The sequence below is a fragment of the Streptomyces sp. NPDC050546 genome (genome assembly GCF_044457425.1).
Lineage (GTDB): Bacteria > Actinomycetota > Actinomycetes > Streptomycetales > Streptomycetaceae > Streptomyces.
Genome location: NZ_JBITGX010000006.1, coordinates 1 through 21,130 on the forward strand (window position 1 = coordinate 1; position 21,130 = coordinate 21,130).

Genomic DNA, 21,130 nt, shown 5'->3' on the forward strand with positions numbered 1-21,130 from the left:
AGTTCTCAAGGAACGGTCGCTTCCTTTGTACTCACCCTCTCGGGCTTTCCTCCGGGCGCTTCCCTTCGGTCTTGCGTTTCCGACTCTATCAGATCCTTTTTCGATCCGATTCCCTGTCGGCGGGATTTGCCGTGGGGCCTTGGCTTTCGCCTGTCGGCCTTTCGACATTCACTACGTTAGCCGATTCGCCGTGCAACTCATAATCGAGTCTGTCGGCATCGAATTCAGGCATGCGGGCACGCCGAATTCGCCCCTGCTGAGGGGGAGTGACTAGGTAGTGGTTTGGCCGCTCCCGGGTGTTGGCGATTGCCGTACCCGTTTCAGCGGCTCGGGCCACATTACGCACCTTGCGGGGACGCGTCAACTTCGGCGGCGCCTCGGGACATGCGCGCGATAGGGGCTGACCGTCGGGTCGTCGGCGACCCAGAAGCGCCAGGGGTGGACAGCCCCGTCGCCGGACACCCCGGTGCGGGGGCCGTTGAGCACCTGGTCGGAGGGCACGGGAGTGCCGGTCAGCATGCGGAGGGGAGTGTCCTCGGGGGTGCACGCGTCCGTGCCGTCCAGGGAGCGGTCCACGCCCAGGGCCGTGGCCAGTCGGGCGGGGCCTTTGGCCAGTTCCTTGTCGTTGCGGGCCGAGAGTCGACGGGTGCGGGCGAGTTCGGCGCCCTCGATGATCTCGCCGGCGCGGAGCAGGACCGCGCTCGCCTTGTCCTTGGGGCCGCACACCAGGTTCATGCAGAACCACATGCCATAGGTGAAGTAGACGTAGACGTGTCCGGGCGGACCGAACATCACGTCGTTGCGGGCCGTGCGACCGCGATAGGCGTGGGAGCCGGGATCGTCGGAGCCGTCGTAGGCCTCGACCTCTGTGAGGCGGAGGGCGATCGGACCGTCCGAGGTGGTGCGTACCAGGATGCGGCCGAGGAGATCAGGGGCCACATCGAGGACGGGCCGGTCGAAGAACTCCCTGGACAGGGGCGTACGGTCGGGGGTCGCGATCATGCCGTCCGAGGGTACTAAAGACGGGTGGCGCGGCGGGGTGGCCAGCGGGCACCGGCCTTGCCAGGGTGAGGGCATGGAACCGGCCACGGCCGGATCGCGTTTGTATGGATCAAGGATCCACCCGTAGTGGGCGAGAGGGAGAGACATGGCGTTCAAGAAGCTGCTCGCGAGCCTGGGGGCCGGCGGGGCTTCGGTCGAGACGGTGCTGCACGAGGTCAACGTCGTCCCGGGCGGTGTCGTCCAGGGTGAGGTGCGGATCCAGGGCGGGTCCGTGAACCAGCAGATCGAAGGGCTCTCGGTCGGGCTGCAGGCCAAGGTCGAGGTGGAGAGCGGCGACCAGGAGTACAAGCAGGACATCGAGTTCACCAAGTCGAGGCTGGGCGGGGCGTTCGAGCTCCAGGCGAACGCGGTGCACGCGGTGCCGTTCGGGCTGGAGATCCCGTGGGAGACCCCGATCACGATGATCGAGGGGCAGGCGCTGCGCTCGATGCACATCGGTGTCTCCACGGAGCTGGAGATCGCGCGGGCCGTGGACTCGGGTGACCTGGACCCGATCAACGTGCACCCGCTGCCGGCGCAGAAGGCGATCCTGGACGCGTTCATCCAGCTGGGCTTCCGGTTCAAGAACGCGGACATGGAGCGCGGTGTGATCCGGGGTACGCGGCAGAAGCTGCCGTTCTACCAGGAGATCGAGTTCTACCCGCCGCAGCAGTACCGGGGGCTGAACCAGGTCGAGCTGAGCTTCGTTGCCGACGAGCAGGCCATGGACGTGGTGCTCGAGATGGACAAGAAGCCGGGGCTGTTCAGCGAGGGCAGCGACACCTTCCGCTCGTTCAAGGTGGGGCTCCAGGACTACCAGGGCACCGACTGGACCGCGTACCTCAACCAGTGGCTGTCCGAGGTCGGCAGCAAGCGCAACTGGTTCTAGGCTCGGGGACTGACTGAACGAATCGATCAGGAGGTACCGAGGTGACCGAGCTCAAGCGGCGGCCGCTCCCCCATGACTTCCATCCGCCCGTACCGTCGTTCACGGTCACGAGCAAGGATGTCGAGGAGGGTGCGACGCTCCAGGACGCTCAGGTCTACGCGGCCGGCAACACCTCGCCGCAGTTGCGGTGGGAGGGCTTCCCGCCCGAGACCAAGAGCTTCGCCGTGACCTGCTACGACCCCGATGCCCCGACGGGCAGCGGGTTCTGGCACTGGGTGCTGTTCGACATTCCGGGCTCGGTGACCGAGCTGCCGGTGGGTGCGGGCAGTGGCGCGTTCGAGGGTCTGCCCGAGGGCGCGATCCAGGCGCGTAACGACTACGGAAGCAAGGAGTTCGGTGGTGCCGCGCCGCCGCCCGGGGACGGTCCGCACCGTTACGTGTTCACGGTGTACGCCGTGGATTCGGAGAAGCTCGGTCCGGATGCGGCGGCTTCGCCTGCCGTCGTGGGCTTCAACCTGCGGTTTCACACCATCGGGCGTGCCCAGCTGATCGGTGAGTACGAGGTGCCCGCCGAAGGCTGAGCCGTCGTCCGGCGATCCCAGCGTTCACAGAACGTTTGCCCGCTCCTGGTCTTGGAATTGATCAGGAGCGGGCATTTTTGTTGCCGGGGGCACGGGGGTCACCCCCCGTGAGAGCAGCAGATATTGCGTTGTCCATCTCGGCGTGCCCGGCCAGAGTTGATCCCAGCCCGCCAGGGGGTGGGCCGGTGCACACGGGAGGTGGGCTGGTATGCGGGACACGCTGGTACTCAACGCGAGCTTCGAGCCGCTGTCGACGGTAACGCTGAACCGAGCCGTCGTTCTGGTGCTTCAGGACAAGGCCGTCGTCGAGCAGTCCCACCCCGAGCTGCGGATGCGGGGAGCCGCGGTCGACATACCGGCGCCCCGTGTGATCAGGCTCTGCCAGTACGTACGGGTGCCCTTCCGAAGACGAGCACCGTGGTCGAGGCGGGGCGTGCTGGTCCGGGACCGGAACCGGTGCGCGTACTGCGGGAGGCGGGCGACGACTGTCGACCACGTGGTGCCGCGGTCGCGGGGCGGGCAGGACACATGGCTGAACACGGTGGCCTCGTGTGCGGAGGACAATCACCGCAAGGCGAATCGGACTCCGGTGGAGGCGGGTATGCCGTTGCTTCGGGAGCCGTTCGAGCCGACGCCGGCGGATGCGATGCTGCTGGCGCTTGGGCAGGATGACTTTGCGGCGCTGCCGGAGTGGCTGGCGCTGGATGCGGCGTGACTACGCGCCGTGAGCCGACGGCTGTCTCTCGGCTGCGGCATGAGTCTGGTTGTTCGCGCAGTTCCCCGCGCCCCTGAAAGGAAGGGGGTGCGGGGAACGGTGCGTGGTGGGTGCCGTCAGTCGATGGACGGCTTCTCGCGGCGTTCCTGGGCGGGGACGCCGGCTCCGGACGCGCCTCCGTTGCCGCCGGAACCGCCGCCGAGGCCGCCGAAGTTGCCCATGGCGCCGGACAGGCCCTTGAGGGCATCGCCGATCTCGCTGGGGACGATCCAGAGCTTGTTGGCGTCGCCCTCGGCGATCTTCGGGAGCATCTGGAGGTACTGGTAGGAGAGGAGCTTCTGGTCCGGGTCTCCGGCGTGGATGGCCTCGAAGACCGTACGGACGGCCTGGGCCTCGCCCTCGGCGCGCAGGGCGGCCGCCTTGGCCTCACCTTCGGCGCGCAGGATCTGGGACTGCTTCTCACCCTCGGCGCGCAGGATCTCGGACTGCCGGACACCTTCGGCCTGAAGGATCGCGGCGCGCTTGTCCCGGTCGGCGCGCATCTGCTTCTCCATCGAGTCCTGGATGGAGGTGGGCGGTTCGATCGCCTTGAGCTCGACGCGGTTGACACGGATGCCCCACTTGCCGGTGGCCTCGTCGAGGACGCCGCGCAGGGCCGCGTTGATCTCCTCGCGGGAGGTCAGGGTCCGCTCCAGGTCCATGCCGCCGATGATGTTGCGCAGCGTGGTGACGGTGAGCTGCTCGATCGCCTGGATGTAGCTGGCGACTTCGTAGGTGGCGGCCCGCGCGTCGGTCACCTGGTAGTAGATGACGGTGTCGATGTTGACCACCAGGTTGTCCTGGGTGATCACCGGCTGCGGTGGGAAGGGGACGACCTGTTCACGCAGGTCGATGCGGTTGCGGATGGTGTCGATGAACGGGACGACGATGTTCAGGCCCGCGTTCAGCGTCCGCGTGTAGCGGCCGAAGCGCTCGACGATGGCCGCGCTGGCCTGTGGGATGACTTGGATCGTCTTGATCAGGGCGATGAAGACCAACACCACCAGAATGATCAGGACGATGATGACCGGTTCCATCGTCGTTCCCCGTGTCCCTTCTCCGCTGCGGCGCCTTCGGCAGATCTTATGGTTGTTGAAGATCTTGCTGGTCGAGTCTGACAGACCGTCGCGTACCTGGCGAGCTGTTCCTCCAGTTACGTCCTACGAGGTCACATGACGATCGCGGTGGCTCCTTCGATGTCCACGACGTCCACTTCCTGGCCTACTTCGTAGGCACGGTCGGTATCGAGGGCGCGGGCCGACCAGACTTCCCCGGCCAGCTTGATCCGGCCACCGGAGGCGTCGACGCGTTCCAGGACGACGGCTTGTCTGCCCTTCAACGCGTCCACGCCTGTGGCGAGTTGGGGTCGCTGGGCGCGATGCCGGTTCGCGATGGGCCGTACGACGGCGATGCCGGCCGTCGAGATGACGGCGAAGACCACGACCTGGGCGACGGCTCCGCCACCGAAGACGCCGGCGACCGCCGCCGCGGCGACCGCACCCACCGCGAGCATGCCGAGTTCGGGCATCGCGGTGACCACGAGCGCGATGCCGAGCGCTGTCGCGCCGATCAGCCACCACAGCCATGCGTCGATTTCCACATGGTCATGGTAGGTCCGACGCCCCTGTCGCCGACAGGGCGCCCAGCGTGTGAAATGCCGTTCTTACTCTGGCACTTGTGCGGCGTGGGGCCGGGTCAGGACAGCGGGAGGCCCTGTGCGGTCCAGCGCTCGCCCGCCTGTTCGACGACGAGCGGGAGGCCGAAGCAGAGGGAGAGGTTGCGGGAGGTGAGCTCGAGCTCCAGCGGGCCGGCGGCGAGGACCTTGCCCTGGCGGATCATGAGGACGTGGGTGAAGCCCGGGGGGATCTCCTCGACGTGGTGGGTGACCATGAGCATCGAGGGGGCGATGGGGTCGCGGGCGAGCCGGCCGAGGCGGCGGACCAGGTCCTCGCGGCCGCCGAGGTCGAGTCCGGCGGCGGGCTCGTCGAGGAGGAGCAGCTCGGGGTCGGTCATCAGGGCGCGGGCGATGAGGGTGCGCTTGCGCTCGCCCTCGGAGAGCGAGCCGAACCTGCGCTCCAGGTAGTCGCTCATGCCGAGGCGGTCGAGGAAGGCGCGGGCGCGCCGCTCGTCGATCTCCTCGTAGTCCTCGTGCCAGGTGGCGGTCATGCCGTACGCGGCGGTCAGCACGGTCTCCAGGACCGTCTGGCGCTTGGGCAGCTTCTCGGTCATGGCGATGCCGGCCATGCCGATACGGGGGCGCAGCTCGAAGACGTCGGTGCCGGGCCTGCCGAGGGTCTCGCCGAGGATGGCGGCGGTGCCCGAGCTGGGGAAGAGGTAGGTGGAAGCGAGGTTGAGGAGGGTGGTCTTGCCGGCGCCGTTCGGGCCCAGGATGACCCAGCGCTCGCCCTCCTTGACCGACCAGGAGACCTGGTCCACCAGAGCCCGGCCCTCGCGGACCACGGATACGTCCTGAAGCTCCAGAACATCGCTCATGAGCGCGTTGTCTCCCCTTGCAGTGTGGCCGGTCTCGGCTGTCGCGTAAGCCTGTGGCTCGGTCCGCCGCGCCGGTGGGCGCAGCCCTCCATGAAATCTACGCCACCGGTCGGTCCGGGCATTCCCTCGGTCCGGGTCTTGGGCTCTCTTAGGGTGGAGGCATGCTCTCGGAACCACGCGCTGGACGTCTTGCGGCTTGGGGAAATGCCCTTTTGGCCGGACTTGTCTCACCTGATGACGCCGTGCTCGCCATCGTCGGGGAGGACGCGGTGCACCGGGTGGAGGGGCTGCCCGGGGAGTCGGCGCCCGTCGGGCTCACGCTCGCGCTGGGGCGGCTGCGGACGCTCGGGGTGACCGGGCTGCGGCTCGCGCTGCCGGCGCCCGGGCATCCGCTGGGGCTGAGCGGGCCGCCGGAGTTCAACGCGCGGGCGCTGGACGCCGAGCAGGCGGTGGTCTGTTACGGCGCCGCGTTCGGGCTCGTGCCGGAGGTGTACGAGGCCGGGCCCGAGGGTGATGTGCATGTCGAGGTCGTATGGCATGTGCTGCCCGTGCGGGAGGCGCCGCCCGCGGATGTGCCGTCGCTGGGTGAGGCCGAGCGGGAGCTGGCGGAGGCCCTTCGGGAGGCGACGGAGGTGCTGACGCGGCTGGATGTGGCCGGGTCGGGGCCGGTGGCGGAGGCGGCGATCGATGCCTATCGGGCGCGGGCCGAGCGGGGGCGGGAGGTGCTGGCGCCGGGGTATCCGCCGCGGGCGGTGCGGGTGCTGGAGCTGGCGCAGCGGGTGGGGACGTTGATCGGGGTGGCCACGGAGAGTGGGCACGGAGGCGCGGTGAGTGCGTCCGAGATGGGGGCGCGGCGGGAGGCGTTGCGGCCGGTGGAGCGGACGGCTCGGCGGGCGCAGGTCGCGGCGTACAACTCCGTTGTGGAGGAGCGGGAGCGGGGGGTGCGGTGACGGTTGGCGGGCGGGTGCTCGGCGTTGGGGCTGGGGGCGGGGGGTTTCGCAGCCCGGCGTGGCGAGGTGCCGCTGCGCCCACCCGTGCCGCCCCTAGCGGCACGCATGCCCGCAGCTAGGGCTCACCCGGGTTGCCCCTGGCGGCACGCATGCCCCCGGCTATGCCGACGGCCTCCCGGGTGGGGCCGGGAGGCCGGGGTCACCTTCGGCTCGGAGGCGGAGGTGAAGTCAGTGGTTGACGGCGAGGTTGCCGAACGCCGGGTTCAGGACGCCGATGACGTTCACGCTGTTGCCGGAGACGTTGACCGGGACGTGCACCGGGGCCTGGACCACGTTGCCCGAGGCGACGCCCGGCGAGCCGATGGCGCTGCCGTCGGCGTGCGCGCCGTTCGTGGCGGAGGCCATGCCCGCACCGGCGGCGAGCAGTCCACCGGTCACCATCGTCACGGCAGCGGCCTTCTTCAGGTTCTTCACTTCTGAGCCCTCCTTGCGATCGCCGCGGCAGGCGCCGCGGCACGCACTGGAGAACGGCGGAGATCCACCGAGGATGCGCCATGCGAGGGACATTCCCACGACAGTATGAATCTCGGTCCGGAGTGGAACCTTCCGCGTTGCCGTGGGGTGCGCGTGGGCCCATGAAACGTTCAGCCGGTCACGCCATGGCGAACGGCCCACAGGGCGGCCTGGGTTCGGTCGGACAGGTCGAGCTTCATCAGGATGTTCGAGACGTGCGTCTTGACGGTCTTCTCGGAGAGGACGAGCGCGCGGGCGATCTCCCGGTTGGAGCGGCCGTCCGCTATCAGGCCGAGCACCTCGCGCTCCCGGTCGGTGAGCGAGCCGGCCCTTCCCGGCCCCGAGTTGGCCTCCTCCTGGGACAGCAGTGCGCCGGCGACCTCCGGTTGGAGGAGGATGTGCCCGGCGTGGACGGAGCGGATGGCTCCGGCGAGGGCGTCGGGGTCGACGTCCTTGTAGACGTAGCCGGCGGCGCCCGCGCGCAGGGCCGGGACCACCGTGCGCTGCTCGGTGAAGCTGGTGACGACCAGCACGCGCGCGGGGTTGCCGAGTTCGCGGAGTCTGCGCAGGGCGTCGACGCCGTCCATGCCCGGCATCTTGACGTCCATGAGGATGACGTCGGGTTTCAACTCCTCGGCGCGGTCGACTCCTTCGGCGCCGTCCGCGGCCTCGCCGACGACCTCGATGTCGTCCTGCACCTCGAGGAAGGTGCGCAGGCCCCGGCGGACGACCTGGTGGTCGTCGACGAGCAGTACCTTGATCGCGTCAGCCACCGGGGACCTCCATCTCGATCGTGGTGCCCTTGCCGGGCACCGATTCCACGTTCAGCGTGCCGCCGGCTCCGCTCGCCCGGTCCCGCATGGAGACCAGGCCCAGATGGCGCCCCGCGCGCCGCACCGCCTGCGGGTCGAAGCCGCAGCCGTCATCCGTGACCCGCAGGACGGCTCCGCCGTCGCGGCGGTCCAGGGTCACGTCGACGTGGTCGGCACGGGAGTGGCGCAGGGCGTTGTGCAGGGCCTCCTGGGCGACGCGCAGGACGGCCTCCTCCTGGGAAGCGGGCAGGGCCTTCACGCCATGGCAGGCGAAGGTCACACGGGCGGTGTGGGCGCGGTCGAGGACCTGGACCTGCGTGCGCAGGGTGGCCACGAGGCCGTCCTCGTCGAGGGCTGCGGGGCGCAACTCGACGACCGCGGCGCGCAGTTCGTCGGCGGCCTCGGCGGCCAGCACCGCCACCTGATGGAGTTCGCCCTTGGCACGGGAGGGGTCCCGGTCCACCAGGCGGGCCGCGGCCTGGGCCGTCAGGCGGAGGGAGAAGAGCTTCTGGCTGACCGCGTCGTGCAGCTCGTGCGCGAGGCGGGAGCGCTCCTCGGCGATGGTCAGTTCGCGGCTGCGTTCGTAGAGGCGGGCGTTGGTGAGGGCGATCGCGGCGTGCTGGGCAAGGATGCCGAGGAGTTCCTCGTCGTCCGCCGTGAAACCGCAGCCGCCTTCGGGCTTCTCGCACGGGGGGTGTGGGGGGTGGCCCCCCACAGGGCGCAGCTTGTTGGCGAGGAACAGTGCGCCGATGACCTCGTCGCCGTCACGGATCGGCAGGCCCAGGAAGTCGACCAGGTCGGGGTGGGCCTTCGGCCAGCCCTCGAATCGGGGGTCCTTGCGGACGTCGGCGAGGCGCTCGGACCTGGCCTCGTGCAGCATCGCGGCGAGGATGCCGTGCTGGCGCGGGAGGGGGCCGATGGCCTTCCACTGTTCCTCGCTGACACCGTCGACCACGAACTGGGCGAAGCCGCCGTGATCGTCCGGCACGCCGAGCGCGGCGTACTGCGCGTCGAGCAGCTCGCGGGCCGAGGCGGTGATCGTCTTGAGGACGTCGCGCACCTCGAGATGCCTGCTCATGGCCAGCAACGCGGAGCTCACCGCTGCGAGGCCGGACCGGGGACCGTGACTCATGTCATCACGGTACCGGCGGGCTGTGACAGCGCGGATCGGACCGGTGGCGGCGGGTGCCCGGTCCGGTGGGCCTAGGTCGCGAGGCCGAGTCGGCGGGGCGGCGCGGCGTAGGGCCTGGGGCGCCGGGCCTGTGGCGTAGGGCGAAGGGACCCGGTGGATTGCGGCCCGCGTCCGAGGTGGCCGGGGCGGCTCCGTTCCTACGTTGAGGGCACGCGATCACGACGAGGGAGCCGATCATGCCTGTTGCGATCATCACCGGGGCCTCGAAGGGCCTGGGCCGTGCGCTCGCCGAGGCCCTGGCAGGCCGTGGCTGGGACCTGGTGCTCGACGCCAGGGGTGCCGAGGCGCTGACGGAGGCGGCCGAGGCCGTCTCCGCGCACGGCACGCGCGTGACCGCCCTGCCCGGGGACGTCACCGACGCCGGACACCGGGCGGAGCTGGTGTCGGCGGCGGGCCGGCTGGGCGGCGTCGACCTGCTGGTGCACAACGCGAGCGCGCTCGGTGCCGAGCCGCTGGTGCGGCTCGAGGAGCTGTCCCTGAAGGGGCTGCGCAGGGCGCTGGAGGTGAACCTTGTGGCGGGTCTCGGCCTGGTCCAGGAGGCGCTGCCGCTGCTGCGGGCTTCGGGGGCGGGCACGGTCGTCGCCGTCAGCTCGGACGCGGCGGCCGAGGCCTACGAGACCTGGGGCGGCTACGGGGCGTCCAAGGCGGCTCTGGACCAGCTGGTGGCGGTGCTCGCCGTGGAGGAGCCGGGGCTGCGGGTCTGGGCGGTGGATCCCGGGGACATGGCCACGGACCTGTATGCGGCGGCCGTTCCGGACGATCACGGTCCGCGGCCGGAGCCGGCGGCTGTGGTGCCGGGGTTCCTGCGGCTGCTGGACGAGCGTCCGGCGAGCGGACGGTACGGGGCTCCGGCTCTGCTGGACGGGGCCCGATGACACCGGCCGTGCGCGTGCCGGAGGAGCTGTCGGCCCGGGTGCCGGTCGAGCAGCGGAGGCCGGGGCTGGACCGGGACGCCGTACGGATGCTGGTGTCGCGGGGTGCCGGGGTGGCGCATCACACGTTCTCGGAGCTGCCGCGGCTGTTGCGGGCGGGGGATCTGCTGGTGGTCAACACCTCGGCCACGCTGGCGGCGGCCGTGGACGGGTGGATCGGGCACGCACGCGTGGTGGTGCACTTCTCCACCGCCGGGGACGACGGTCGCTGGGCGGTGGAGCTGCGGGAGCCCGACGGGCTGGGCACTACGCGCGCGCGGGATGCAGACAGTGCGCGAAGCGCTCCTTGGAGGGGTGGCGGCGGGAGACGGGCGGGAGGGCCCGCGGGTTCGGAGGTGTGCCTGCCGGGTGGGGTCCGGCTGGTGCTGGAGGAGCCGCTGAGCGGGCGGAGCGGGCGGCTGTGGTGGGCGCGGGTGTCCGGGCCCGGGATTCCGGGGCTGCTGCGGGAGCACGGGCGGCCCATTCGCTACTCCTACACGGAGCGGGACCAGCCGCTGTCCGTCTACCAGACGGTGTTCGCGCTGCCGGCGGCGGACGGGGCGGGCAGCGCGGAGATGCCGAGTGCGGCGCGGCCCTTCACGGCGCGGCTGGTGGCGGAGCTGGTGAGCCGGGGGGTGCGGTTCGCACCGGTCACGCTGCACACGGGGGTGGCCTCGGCGGAGGCGCACGAGCCGCCGTATCCGGAGCGCTTCGTGGTGCCCGCGGCGTCGGCGCGGCTGATCAACGCGGCCAGGGCCGACGGCGGCCGGGTTCTCGCGGTCGGGACGACGGCGGTGCGGGCCGTGGAGTCGGCGGCGGGTGCCGACGGGGTCGTACGGGCGCGGGCGGGGTGGACCTCTCTCGTGGTGACCCCGGAGCGCGGGGTGCGGGTGGTGGACGGGCTGCTGACCGGGCTGCACGAGCCGGAGGCCTCGCATCTGCTGATGCTGGAGGCGATCGCGGGGCGGGCGGCGATCGAGCGGGGATACGAGGCCGCGCTGCAAGGCCGCTACCTGTGGCACGAGTTCGGGGACGTGCACCTCGTACTTCCCTGACAGGCCCTCACACAGAGCATCGCTTGTGCAACTGGACGTGAGACTGATCTAGGGGCCATGTGAGCCCTCGCATAGGACCCACGTCACGTACGAAGGGACGTAGGAGACAAAGGCGCCCCTATTGAGCGGGCCGTACGGTCCAATCTGTCCCGATTTACCCATCCCTGATCCACTATCTCCCTTCGTACGTCACACCTTTGCCACGCCATTTTGCGGCCGCTAAGAATGGCTGCCGTCGCTCAGCGCCGTGGGTTCACCTCCGCGGCGTTTGTGTCGGAAACACACCGAGTCCAACGCCGGACGCCGAGCGACTCCCGCGCTATTCGAAGAGGTCCAACCACCATGCCCAAGAACATCTTCAGCCGTGGCCCCAGTCGTAACCTGACCCGTCACCACAAGATCGCCATGGCGGGTGTCGCCACCCTCGGCGCCGCCGCCATCGGGTTCTCCGCGGTGCCGAGCGGCGCTTCGACGAAGACCACGACGGAAGCCGCTCAGTCGGCTCCGGTGGCGTTCAGCAACCAGCAGATCAAGGACGTGAAGGCGAGCGTCACCGACCAGATGGCCGGTGCCAGCCTGAAGGCCGAGCAGATCGAGGCGAAGAAGAAGGCCGACGCCGCGGCTGCCGCCAAGAAGAAGGCCGCCGCCGAGGCCGCGAAGAAGAAGGCCGAGGCCGCGCGCGAGGCCAAGGAGGCCGCGAGCCGCGACGCAAAGCGCGCCGAGGCCAAGAAGGCCGCCAAGAAGACCTACCCGAACAACCTCGACGGCTGGATCCGCGAGTCGCTCGCCATCCTGAAGAAGCACGACATCCCGGCGTCCTACGACGGCATCCACCGCAACATCATCCGCGAGTCGTCCGGTGACCCGAAGGCCATCAACAACTGGGACATCAACGCCATCAACGGCATCCCGTCGAAGGGTCTGCTGCAGGTCATCCCGCCGACCTTCAAGACCTGGCACGTCCCCGGCACCTCCTGGGACATCTACGACCCGGTAGCGAACATCACCGCCGCCTGTAACTACGCGGCCGACAAGTACGGCTCGATGGACAACGTCGACAGCGCGTACTGAGGTAGCGCGGACCTCTGCTCGCTGAACGAGAACGCCGAAGGGCGGCACCCTCCTGACGGGGTGCCGCCCTTCGGGGCGTCGTGCGACGGAGACTACTTGCGCATGACCTCGGGCTCGTGGCGGCGCAGGAAGCGGGCCACGAAGAAGCCGCAGAGCACGCCCAGCGCGAGCAGCGCGCCCATGTCCATGGCCCAGGCCCCGACCGTGTGCTCCCACAGCGGGTCGTTGTCGCCGGCGGTCTCCGGCGGGGCGATCTTGTTGAAGTCCAGCGTGGCGCCGGACGCGGCGACCGCCCAGCGCGACGGCATCAGGAACGAGAACTGGTTGACGCCGATCGAGCCGTGCAGCGTGAAGAGGCAGCCCGTGAAGACGACCTGGATGATGGCGAACATCACCAGCAGCGGCATGGTCTTCTCGGCGGTCTTCACCAGCGACGAGATGATCAGGCCGAACATCATCGAGGTGAAGCCCAGGGCCATGATCGGGATGGAGAGCTCGACGAGGGTCGCGCTGCCGAGGACCAGGCCCTCCTCGGGGATCTCCCGGCTGGAGAAGCCGATGACGCCGACCAGCAGGCCCTGCAGCACGGTGATCATGCCGAGCACGAACACCTTGGACATCAGATACGCCGAGCGCGACAGGCCGGTCGCGCGCTCCCGCTCGTAGATGACCCGTTCCTTGATCAGCTCACGGACGGAGTTCGCCGCGCCCGCGAAGCAGGCGCCGACCGCGAGGATCAGCAGGACCGTCGTGGCGGTGCCGTTCGGGATGATCCGGCCGGTCTGCGGGTTGGCCGGGTTCGGCAGCAGGCCCTTGTCCGCGTCGATGAGGAGGCTGACCGCGCCGAGCACGGCCGGCAGGATCACCATCAGGGCGAGGAAGCCTTTGTCGGACACGATCACCGAGACGTAGCGCCGCACCAGCGTGACGAACTGCGACATCCAGCCCTGTGGCTTCGGCGGCTTCATCGCCTGCATGGGCGGAACCTGTACGGACTGCGGCGCCACGGCGTCGATGTCCGCGGCGTACATCTGGTAGTGCTGCGAGCCCTTCCAGCGGCCCGCCCAGTCGTAGTCGCGGTAGTTCTCGAAGGCGGAGAAGACATCGGCCCAGGTGTCGTAGCCGAAGAAGTTCAGCGCCTCCTCGGGCGGACCGAAGTAGGCGACGGAACCGCCCGGGGCCATCACCAGGAGCTTGTCGCAGATCGCCAGCTCGGCCACGGAGTGGGTGACGACGAGGACCGTTCGGCCGTCGTCGGCGAGGCCGCGCAGCAGCTGCATGACGTCGCGGTCCATGCCCGGGTCGAGGCCGGAGGTGGGCTCGTCCAGGAAGATCAGCGAGGGCTTGGTGAGCAGTTCCAGGGCCACGGAGACGCGCTTGCGCTGGCCACCGGAGAGGGAGGTGACCTTCTTCTCCTTGTGGATGTCGAGCTTCAGCTCGCGCAGCACCTCGTCGATACGGGCCTCGCGCTCGCGGGCCGTGGTGTCGGCCGGGAAGCGGAGCTTGGCCGCGTACTTCAGGGCCTTCTTGACGGTCAGCTCCTTGTGCAGGATGTCGTCCTGCGGGACCAGACCGATGCGCTGACGCAGCTCGGCGAACTGCTTGTAGAGGTTCCGGTTGTCGTAGAGGACCTCGCCCTGGTCGGCCGGGCGGTAACCGGTGAGCGCCTTGAGCAGGGTCGACTTGCCGGAGCCGGACGGGCCGATGACCGCGATGAGCGACTTCTCGGGGACGCCGAAGGAGACGTCCTTGAGGATCTGCTTGCCGCCGTCGACCGTGACGGTCAGATGACGGGCGGAGAAGGACACCTCACCGGTGTCGACGAACTCCTCGAGCCGGTCGCCGACGATGCGGAACGTCGAGTGGCCGACGCCGACGACATCGGCCGGGCCGAGCAACTGCCCGCCGCCCTTGGGGATCGGCAGGCCGTTGACGTACGTGCCGTTGTGCGAGCCGAGGTCGCGGATCTCCATACGGCCGTCGGGCGTCGCGTGGAACTCGGCGTGGTTCCGGGAGACCTGCAGGTCGGAGACGACCAGCTCGTTCTCCAGGGCACGGCCGATGCGCATCACGCGGCCGAGGGAGAACTGGTGGAAGGTGGTGGGGCTGCGGTCGCCGTGGGCCGGCGGCGCCCCCGCGGCGCCGCCGGGGGCCTGCTGCTGCGGGATGTGCCCGCCGGGCTGTTGCGACTGCGGCTGCTGCGGCTGCTGCCAGCCGGCCTGCGGAGCCTGCTGCTGGGAGGGCGCCGACTGGGCCCAGCCGGGGTTCGCGCCCTGCGCCGCGTAAGGCTGCTGCTGAGGCTGGGCCTGCGGCGTGGCGACGGAGGAGGCGGCGTCGGAGAGGTTCAGACGCGGTCCGTCGGTGGCGTTGCCCAGATTCACCGCCGAGCCCGGGCCGAGCTCCAGGTGGTGGATCCGCTGCCCCTGCACGAACGTGCCGTTGGTGCTGCCATGGTCCTCGATGACCCAACTGCGGCCGTTGAAACTGACCGTGGCGTGACGCCAGGAGACCCTGGCGTCGTCGAAGACGACGTCCCCCTGCGGATCACGTCCGAGGGTGTATGCCCTGGACGGATCGAGCGTCCAGGTACGTCCGTTTGATTCCAGTACGAGTTCCGGCACTCCATGCCCCACTGAGTTGTCCCCCGAGTTACCCCCGACATGGGGAGTCTAGGGATGTCGAACATCGGGGGGAACTATTTCAGGAGCGGCCCCCTGACCGAAAGTCGGGCCTTGTGAAAACCGCGTACGGACGCTTCGGCCGATTCCGTTGACGGGGTTGAAACCGGGCCGGAGAGTGGTATTTCGTCGCGAGGGGGACATGCGCGGTGTTCCCGCCGCGTAGCGGATCGGGGGGTCTGCCATGGGTGCCGGTGCAGGTGTCGAGAAGGCGAGTGACGGCACGCGCGTGCCGTGGGGGGATGTGCTGATGTCCGCCGTAGCCGCCGTGAGCTGGGCGTTGATCGGGATGGCGGGCACGGCGGCGCTGGGGCTGCGTCTGCTGGAGGCGGACACGGCGGGCTCGTTGGGGCCGATGACCGCGGCGGTGGTGGCCCTTGGGGCGGGTGGTTCGGTCACGCCGTCCGGCGATGTGTCGGTGTTCGGTCTCACGGGCGCGGAGGCGGACACGGCCATCGAGATCACGCCACTGGGGGTGAGCCTGGTCGGGGCGCTGCTGCTGTCGTACTTCTTCCTTCGGTCCCTGCGGGCGGCGGGAGTTGTGATACCACCGGCCGAACTCCTGGCGCGTGCCGGTGCGGTGGTCGCGTTGTTCGTGGCGATGCTGGGCGGGCTGGCCTGGGCGGGGCACGACGTCATCACGATCGACGGCGGCTCGCTGGGGCTGGACGACCTGACCGGCGGCGGGGGCGGAAGCGGCGGCCTGGACATCCCCGGGCTCGGGGACGTCGGGGACATCGGCGGGCTGCTGCCGGACCGGATCGGGGACCTGGTCGACGCGCGGGCGGCGGTGGGTTTCACGGTCGACACCGTGCCGACGCTGTTCGGCGGGCTCGGATGGTCGGCCGGGATCCTCCTCGTCGCCCTGCTGGCCTCGCGCCGCACCCCGCTGCCCCGGGGGTGGGAGGCCGTGCACCGGGTCGTGCGGCCGGCCGTTTCCGCGGTGGTGACCGTACTGCTGGTGGCCGTGGCGGCGGGGTTCGCCGCGGCGGCGTACGCGGCGAGCGGCGACGACCATCCCGGGCGCATCGCCGGCGCGGCACTGCTCGGGGCGCCGAACGGGGTGTGGCTGGGCGTGCCGATCGGCCTGTTCGTGCCGTGGGACGGCCGGGCAACGGGTGAACTGACCCGTTTCCTACCGGACCCGCTGGACGATCTGCTCGTGGGCCGCCCCGACCAGCAGGTGACGCTGGCGAGGCTGGCCGAGCTGGACGGGCGGGTGTGGCTGCTCGGGGTCGCGGCGGCCCTCATGATGCTGCTGGCGGGCGTGTTGACGGCGGTGCGGTCGCCGGTGGGGAGCGTCGCGAAGGCGCGGGCGGGGGCGGCGGTACGGGGTTCCGGTGCCCTCGGCTTCACCGGCCGGTGCGCGCTGCGGCTGGGGGTCGTGACCGCACTGGCACTGCCGTTGCTGGCCTGGCTGACGGACGTGTCCGTGACCGCCTCCCTGTCCGTGCTCGGCTTCGACGCGTTCGGCGCGGGCATCGAACTGCACGGGCATCTCGGCATGGCCCTGCTGCTGGGCGCGGTGTGGGGTGCGGGGGCCGGGGCCGTGGGGGCGTTGCTGGCGTGGGCGAGCGGGGCGGCGGGGCGGTCGGCGGCGGCGTTGGCCCGGGGGGACGGGTCGTCGGGGGCGTTGGCCCGCGGGGACGGGTCGGCCGGGGCGTTGGCCCCCGGGGACGGGTCGGCCGGGGTTGGGGGTGGCTCGGGGGTGAGCGGCTACGCCGAGGGCGGCGGCCGGCACGAGGGCACGGGCCGGCCCGGGGGCATGAGTCAGCACGACGGCATGGGCCTGCACGACGGCGACACCAGCCGGCAGGGCGAGGGGGCCGGGCGGTCCTGGGACCGGGGCGTTCCGCGAGGCGAGCAGGCGTCGTACGGGAGGGAAGCCGGGCCCTACACGCCGGGGACGCCGTACCGGCCGCCGAACCGGGCCACCAATCCGTACCTGCGGGTTCCGGACGAGCTGCGGGAGCCGGAGGACGCGCGGCCTGCCGATGAGGAAAGGCGGCCCGGAGAGGCGTGGGAGCGGCCCGGAGAAGCCTGGGAGCGGCCCGACGAGGCCTGGGGGCGGCCCGGCGACGAGCGTCGGGGCCGGCCTGATGAAGAGCGGTCGGAGGCGGGGGCCACCGAGCCCGGGAGCGGCGACGTCTACGGCGCGCCCACCGTTGCGCGGCCGGTCGGACCGCCTCCGCGCGGCCCCCGCAAACCGCCGGGGCCGCGCGGCGGGAACGGGCCGCCGGCCCGCCCGGACGACGGACCGCCGCCCCCGCCTCCTCCCCCGCCGCCGCGGAAGCCGCGGGGCGGGAGGTGATCCCGAGGCCGGAGGGACGCCGTACCGGCACGCAAGATTCACGCCATCGACACGACACCCAGTGTTCGCTGTCCGCCAGCCGGACCTCACGGGCGGTGTGACCTGCCCGCCGGATACGGTGGAACCACCATGAGCGCATCGCAGACCTCGTCCTCTGACGTCCCCACCCTCCTTGTCAAGATCTTCGGCAAGGACAGGCCGGGCATCACGGCCGGCCTCTTCGACACCCTCGCCGCCTACTCCGTCGACGTCGTCGACATCGAGCAGGTCGTCACCCGTGGCCGGATGGTGCTGTGCGCGCTCGTGACCGAGCCGCCCCCCGGTCTCGAGGGAGATCTGCGGGCGACCGTCCACAGCTGGGCCGAGTCGATGAAGATGCAGGCGGAGATCATCTCCGGCCTCGGCGACAACCGGCCGCGCGGTCTGGGGCGCTCCCTGGTCACCGTGCTCGGGCATCCGCTCACCTCGGAGGCGACCGCCGCGGTCACCGCGCGGATCACCAGGACCGGCGGCAACATCGACCGAATCTTCCGGCTCGCCAAGTACCCCGTGACCGCCGTCGAGTTCGCCGTGTCCGGCGTGGAGACCGAGCCGCTGCGCACCGCCCTGGCGCCGGACGCGGCGAAGCTCGGCATCGACGTGGCGGTCGTCGCCGCCGGTCTGTACCGGCGTGCGCAGCGCCTGGTCGTCATGGACGTCGACTCGACGCTCATCCAGGACGAGGTCATCGAACTGTTCGCCGCGCACGCCGGCTGCGAGGACAAGGTCGCCGAGGTGACGGCGGCCGCGATGCGCGGAGAGCTGGACTTCGAGCAGTCCCTGCACGCGCGCGTGGCGCTGCTGGAGGGGCTGGACGCCTCGGTGGTGGACAAGGTGCGCAGCGAGGTGCGGCTGACGCCGGGCGCCCGCACCCTGATCCGTACGCTGAAGCGGCTCGGCTACCAAGTCGGTGTCGTCTCGGGCGGGTTCACCCAGGTCACCGACGATCTGAAGGAGCGGCTGGGGCTGGACTTCGCCCACGCCAACACGCTGGAGATCGTCGACGGCAGACTGACGGGCAAGGTCACCGGCGAGATCGTCGACCGCGCGGGCAAGGCCCGGCTGCTGCGCCGGTTCGCGGCGGAGGCCGGCGTGCCGCTGTCGCAGACGGTGGCGATCGGTGACGGTGCGAACGACCTGGACATGCTGAACGCGGCCGGTCTGGGCGTGGCCTTCAATGCCAAGCCGGTGGTGCGCGAGGCCGCCCACACCGCGGTGAACTTCCCGTTCCTGGACACCGTCCTGTACCTGCTGGGCGTCACGCGCGAAGAGGTCGAGGCGGCGGACACCCTCGACGCGGTCTGAGGCAGACAGGAGGGGCCCGGCACCGCACCGGTGCCGGGCCCCCTGTCACGGCCCCCCTGTCACGCGGAGACGGTCACTCGGTCGGCGCCCAGTAGTCCCGCAGCGCGGCCACGCCCGGCTCCACGCTCTTCCACGAGCCGGTGAACGACAGGACGGCGAAGGCGGCGGCCGGGAACCCGCGGCGGTCCATCCGCTCGCGGGCGTCGTCCTCGGCCGAGCCCGCCAGGATGTCGGCGAGGCCCTGGGTGCCCGGGTTGTGGCCGATCATGAGGACGTTCCGCACATCGTCGGGGGTCTCGTTGAGCAGGGCGATCAGTTCGCCCGGCGAGGCCTCGTAGATCCGCTCTTCGTAGACGGTTTTCGGCCGATGCGGGAACTCATGGACGGCGAGCTTCCAGGTCTCCCGGGTCCGGACCGCGGTGGAGCACAGGGCCAGGTCGAAGGGGATGCCGGTGTCGGCCAGCCTGCGCCCGGCCTCCGCCGCGTCTTTTCGGCCCCGGTCAGCGAGCGGACGCTCGTGATCGGTCACCTGTGGCCAGTCGGCTTTCGCATGGCGGAAGAGGACAATCGTGCGGGGTTCTGCGACGCTCATGAGATCCAGCTTCGCATGAAACACGCCATGGGGCGCAGGGAGTTGACCACCGGCTTCGGCGGTGCTCAGCGGGCTGTCAGCTGCTGCAGTCGCTCGAAGAGGTGGGTGACCACGGGGTCACCGGTGGCCGCGTGTGCGCCGGACGGGTTCAGGATCAGGACGAGCAGCGCGGTGAAGAGGAGCGCCGGCAGGGCCAGGGCCCACCAGGGAAGCCGGCTGTCGGCGCCGGACCGGGTCGCCGGGTGGGGCGGGGTCTGCGTAGGGGCCGACATGGGTGCCTCCGCTCTTCGAGTGGCCGGTGGCCCCCGTCTCACGGCCACACCTCGAAGTTACGGAATCCGCGCCGGCCAACCCATCCGGTGACCCACCCACTTGACCCTGACCCTCACCCCCTAGGGGACAGGGGGGCTAGCCCCACCATCGCCAGGGCCAGGGCCAGGGCCGGTCACGGCGAGGCGATCGTCGCGATGACGGCGATGACGATGAAGATCGCGAAGAAGGCGCCGAACACGAGCAGCATCTTCTTCTGACCATGCTGGGGATTCGGATCGAGCACTGGCATGGGGCAAGTGTCGCACCCGGCCCGAGTGCGGTACGCCCCGGGGTGAGGCCGTCGCGACGAGGCCGGTTCAGCGGTCCGCCTCGTCCTCCACCGTGCGGTCGCGGCCCGCCAGCCAGCCGACGGCCATCTGCGGGATCATCAGGGCGCTCATCAGCGTGATCGGCAGGCCCCAGCCGCCGCTGTGCTGGTAGAGGACGCCCACCAGAAGCGGTCCCGGGATGGAGATGAGGTAGCCGGTGCTCTGTGCGAACGCCGACAGCTGGGCCACGCCCGGGCCGGTCCTGGCCCGCATGCCGACCATGGTGAGGGCGAGCGGGAAGGCGCAGTTCGCCACGCCGAGCAGCAGGGCCCAGGCCCAGGCACCGCCGGCCGGAGCGAGATACAGCCCGGCGTAGCCGATCAGGCCGCAGATGCCCAGGGCCAGCACGATCGGGCCCTGGTGCGGCAGCCGCGTGGCCAGGCGGGGTATGACGAAGGCCAGGGGCACGCCCATCGCCATGGTGAGCGCCAGCAGCAGCCCGGCGGTGCCGGCGGACACACCGGCGTCCCGGAAGATCTGCGCCATCCAGCCCATCGTGATGTAGGCGGCGGTGGCCTGGAGCCCGAAGAAGACGGCCAGCGCCCAGGCGGTACGGCTCCGGGTGATCCGCAGCCGCGGCGCCTCCGGGGCCCGCGTCGCCCCGTCGCCGTCGGCCCGCTGCTCCGGCCCGGATGCCGCCGGGCGACGCCGTACGAACGGCAGCCACGGCAGGATCGCCGCGACCGCGAGCCCCGACCACAGGGCCAGGCCCGACTGCCAGCTTCCGCCCAGCGCGTCGGAGACGGGCACCGTGACCGCGGCCGCGAGGGACGTACCCAGGGCGAGTCCCATGGAGTAGACGCCGGTCATGGAACCCACACGGTCGGGGAACCACTGCTTGACGATGGCCGGCATCAGGACGTTGCTGACCGCGATGCCCATGAGGGCGAGGGCACTGGCGGCCAGGAAGCCGGCCGTACCGCCGGCGTACGGCCGGATCGCCAGGCCGGTGGCGATCGCGGCCATGCCGGCGCACACCACGGCGCCCGCTCCGAAGCGGCGGGCGAGCCGCGGGGCCATGACGCCGAAGACGGCGAAGCACAGCGGCGGAACGGAGGTGAGCAGTCCGGCCACGCTGCCGCTCATGCCGAGCCCGTCGCGGACCTCCTCCAGGAGGGCGCCGAGGCTGGTGATGGCGGGCCGGAGGTTCAGGGCGGACAGCACGATGCCGAGGACGAGCAGCCGTGTCGTCCACGCGCGCGTGGACGGGCCGCCCGGTTTCCGGCCGTCGTGCGCGGCCGAGCTGCGAACGGTCGGGGGCGTCATCGTCCGGGTTTCCTCACTAGCCATGAGGCCCATCAT

General features: G+C 70.8%; 21 protein-coding genes. 9 read left to right on the forward strand and 12 right to left on the reverse strand.

The features are described 5' to 3' along the window. Nucleotides 1-360: 360 nt before the first annotated feature. On the reverse strand, nt 361-1,002 hold the full coding sequence (locus ACIBK5_RS16030) for a DNA-3-methyladenine glycosylase (protein ID WP_399020030.1): 642 nt from the start codon (nt 1,000-1,002) through the stop codon (nt 361-363). A gap of 145 nt (nt 1,003-1,147) precedes the next feature. On the opposite strand from ACIBK5_RS16030, the gene ACIBK5_RS16035 reads away from it, so the two are divergent. The 3 genes from ACIBK5_RS16035 to ACIBK5_RS16045 all read left to right on the forward strand — a co-directional run bounded on the left by ACIBK5_RS16035 (nt 1,148) and on the right by ACIBK5_RS16045 (nt 3,226). Continuing rightward, the gene (locus tag ACIBK5_RS16035; protein ID WP_399020033.1) at nt 1,148-1,930 is read left to right on the forward strand and encodes a sporulation protein; all 783 of its coding nucleotides are present in this window, start codon (nt 1,148-1,150) and stop codon (nt 1,928-1,930) included. Nucleotides 1,931-1,971: 41 nt separating this feature from the next. Then, nucleotides 1,972-2,511: a YbhB/YbcL family Raf kinase inhibitor-like protein gene (locus ACIBK5_RS16040; RefSeq protein ID WP_399020036.1), complete on the forward strand. Its 540-nt coding sequence runs from the start codon at nt 1,972-1,974 to the stop codon at nt 2,509-2,511. A gap of 208 nt (nt 2,512-2,719) precedes the next feature. Continuing rightward, the gene (locus tag ACIBK5_RS16045) at nt 2,720-3,226 is read left to right on the forward strand and encodes an HNH endonuclease (protein ID WP_399020038.1); all 507 of its coding nucleotides are present in this window, start codon (nt 2,720-2,722) and stop codon (nt 3,224-3,226) included. Between the two features lie 116 nt (nt 3,227-3,342). Here the strand turns inward: ACIBK5_RS16045 and ACIBK5_RS16050 are convergent, their stop codons facing one another. The 3 genes from ACIBK5_RS16050 to ACIBK5_RS16060 form a co-directional block, all read right to left on the reverse strand. After that, nucleotides 3,343-4,302 (reverse strand): SPFH domain-containing protein, encoded by a 960-nt coding sequence (locus tag ACIBK5_RS16050; protein ID WP_193480843.1) that lies wholly within the window; start codon nt 4,300-4,302, stop codon nt 3,343-3,345. A gap of 131 nt (nt 4,303-4,433) precedes the next feature. Then, on the reverse strand, nt 4,434-4,865 hold the full coding sequence (locus ACIBK5_RS16055) for an NfeD family protein (protein WP_399020040.1): 432 nt from the start codon (nt 4,863-4,865) through the stop codon (nt 4,434-4,436). A gap of 95 nt (nt 4,866-4,960) precedes the next feature. Beyond that, entirely contained in the window at nt 4,961-5,758 is a 798-nt protein-coding gene (locus tag ACIBK5_RS16060) for an ABC transporter ATP-binding protein (RefSeq protein ID WP_189730195.1), read from the reverse strand. Between the two features lie 161 nt (nt 5,759-5,919). Between ACIBK5_RS16060 and ACIBK5_RS16065 the strand changes: the two genes are divergently transcribed. Beyond that, nucleotides 5,920-6,708: a hypothetical protein gene (locus ACIBK5_RS16065; RefSeq protein ID WP_399020044.1), complete on the forward strand. Its 789-nt coding sequence runs from the start codon at nt 5,920-5,922 to the stop codon at nt 6,706-6,708. 228 nt (nt 6,709-6,936) lie between these two features. Here ACIBK5_RS16065 and ACIBK5_RS16070 read toward each other — a convergent pair whose 3' ends face one another. The 3 genes from ACIBK5_RS16070 to ACIBK5_RS16080 form a co-directional block, all read right to left on the reverse strand. After that, on the reverse strand, nt 6,937-7,182 hold the full coding sequence (locus ACIBK5_RS16070; protein ID WP_391108342.1) for a chaplin family protein: 246 nt from the start codon (nt 7,180-7,182) through the stop codon (nt 6,937-6,939). A gap of 170 nt (nt 7,183-7,352) precedes the next feature. Further along, entirely contained in the window at nt 7,353-7,994 is a 642-nt protein-coding gene (locus ACIBK5_RS16075; protein ID WP_328337677.1) for a response regulator transcription factor, read from the reverse strand. Beyond that, nucleotides 7,987-9,165 carry a GAF domain-containing sensor histidine kinase gene (locus tag ACIBK5_RS16080; RefSeq protein ID WP_399020048.1) on the reverse strand — a complete coding sequence of 393 codons (1,179 nt, stop codon included), beginning with the start codon at nt 9,163-9,165 and terminating at the stop codon, nt 7,987-7,989. The genes ACIBK5_RS16075 and ACIBK5_RS16080 overlap by 8 nt, the downstream gene beginning before the upstream one ends. Nucleotides 9,166-9,401: 236 nt before the next feature. On the opposite strand from ACIBK5_RS16080, the gene ACIBK5_RS16085 reads away from it, so the two are divergent. The 3 genes from ACIBK5_RS16085 (at nt 9,402) to ACIBK5_RS16095 (ending at nt 12,262) form a co-directional block, all read left to right on the forward strand. Further along, nucleotides 9,402-10,100 carry an SDR family NAD(P)-dependent oxidoreductase gene (locus tag ACIBK5_RS16085; protein ID WP_399020051.1) on the forward strand — a complete coding sequence of 233 codons (699 nt, stop codon included), beginning with the start codon at nt 9,402-9,404 and terminating at the stop codon, nt 10,098-10,100. After that, nucleotides 10,097-11,191, forward strand: coding sequence for an S-adenosylmethionine:tRNA ribosyltransferase-isomerase (locus tag ACIBK5_RS16090; protein ID WP_399020053.1), 1,095 nt, complete (start codon nt 10,097-10,099; stop codon nt 11,189-11,191). The genes ACIBK5_RS16085 and ACIBK5_RS16090 overlap by 4 nt, the downstream gene beginning before the upstream one ends. A 342-nt stretch (nt 11,192-11,533) precedes the next feature. After that, entirely contained in the window at nt 11,534-12,262 is a 729-nt protein-coding gene (locus tag ACIBK5_RS16095) for a transglycosylase SLT domain-containing protein (protein ID WP_399020054.1), read from the forward strand. 92 nt (nt 12,263-12,354) lie between these two features. Here the strand turns inward: ACIBK5_RS16095 and ACIBK5_RS16100 are convergent, their stop codons facing one another. Continuing rightward, nucleotides 12,355-14,883 (reverse strand): FHA domain-containing protein, encoded by a 2,529-nt coding sequence (locus tag ACIBK5_RS16100; RefSeq protein ID WP_399020057.1) that lies wholly within the window; start codon nt 14,881-14,883, stop codon nt 12,355-12,357. A 241-nt stretch (nt 14,884-15,124) separates the two neighbouring features. Here ACIBK5_RS16100 and ACIBK5_RS16105 point away from each other — a divergent pair, with 241 nt between their 5' ends. Together ACIBK5_RS16105 and serB are read left to right on the forward strand one after the other, a co-directional pair. After that, nucleotides 15,125-17,251, forward strand: a complete 2,127-nt coding sequence (locus tag ACIBK5_RS16105) for a streptophobe family protein (RefSeq protein WP_399020059.1) — start codon at nt 15,125-15,127, stop codon at nt 17,249-17,251. Between the two features lie 129 nt (nt 17,252-17,380). Next, the gene (gene serB, locus ACIBK5_RS16110) at nt 17,381-18,595 is read left to right on the forward strand and encodes a phosphoserine phosphatase SerB (protein ID WP_399020061.1); all 1,215 of its coding nucleotides are present in this window, start codon (nt 17,381-17,383) and stop codon (nt 18,593-18,595) included. 73 nt (nt 18,596-18,668) lie between these two features. On the opposite strand, the gene ACIBK5_RS16115 is transcribed toward serB, so the two are convergent. The 4 genes from ACIBK5_RS16115 to ACIBK5_RS16130 all read right to left on the reverse strand — a co-directional run bounded on the left by ACIBK5_RS16115 (nt 18,669) and on the right by ACIBK5_RS16130 (nt 21,118). Beyond that, nucleotides 18,669-19,187: a SixA phosphatase family protein gene (locus tag ACIBK5_RS16115; RefSeq protein WP_399020064.1), complete on the reverse strand. Its 519-nt coding sequence runs from the start codon at nt 19,185-19,187 to the stop codon at nt 18,669-18,671. 65 nt (nt 19,188-19,252) lie between these two features. Continuing rightward, a complete protein-coding gene (locus ACIBK5_RS16120) occupies nt 19,253-19,459 on the reverse strand; it encodes a hypothetical protein (protein WP_399020066.1) in 207 nt (68 codons plus the stop codon). A 173-nt stretch (nt 19,460-19,632) separates the two neighbouring features. Next, entirely contained in the window at nt 19,633-19,749 is a 117-nt protein-coding gene (locus tag ACIBK5_RS16125) for an SGM_5486 family transporter-associated protein (protein WP_097215821.1), read from the reverse strand. 67 nt (nt 19,750-19,816) lie between these two features. Then, nucleotides 19,817-21,118: a CynX/NimT family MFS transporter gene (locus ACIBK5_RS16130; RefSeq protein ID WP_399020069.1), complete on the reverse strand. Its 1,302-nt coding sequence runs from the start codon at nt 21,116-21,118 to the stop codon at nt 19,817-19,819. Between the last annotated feature and the right edge of the window lie 12 nt (nt 21,119-21,130).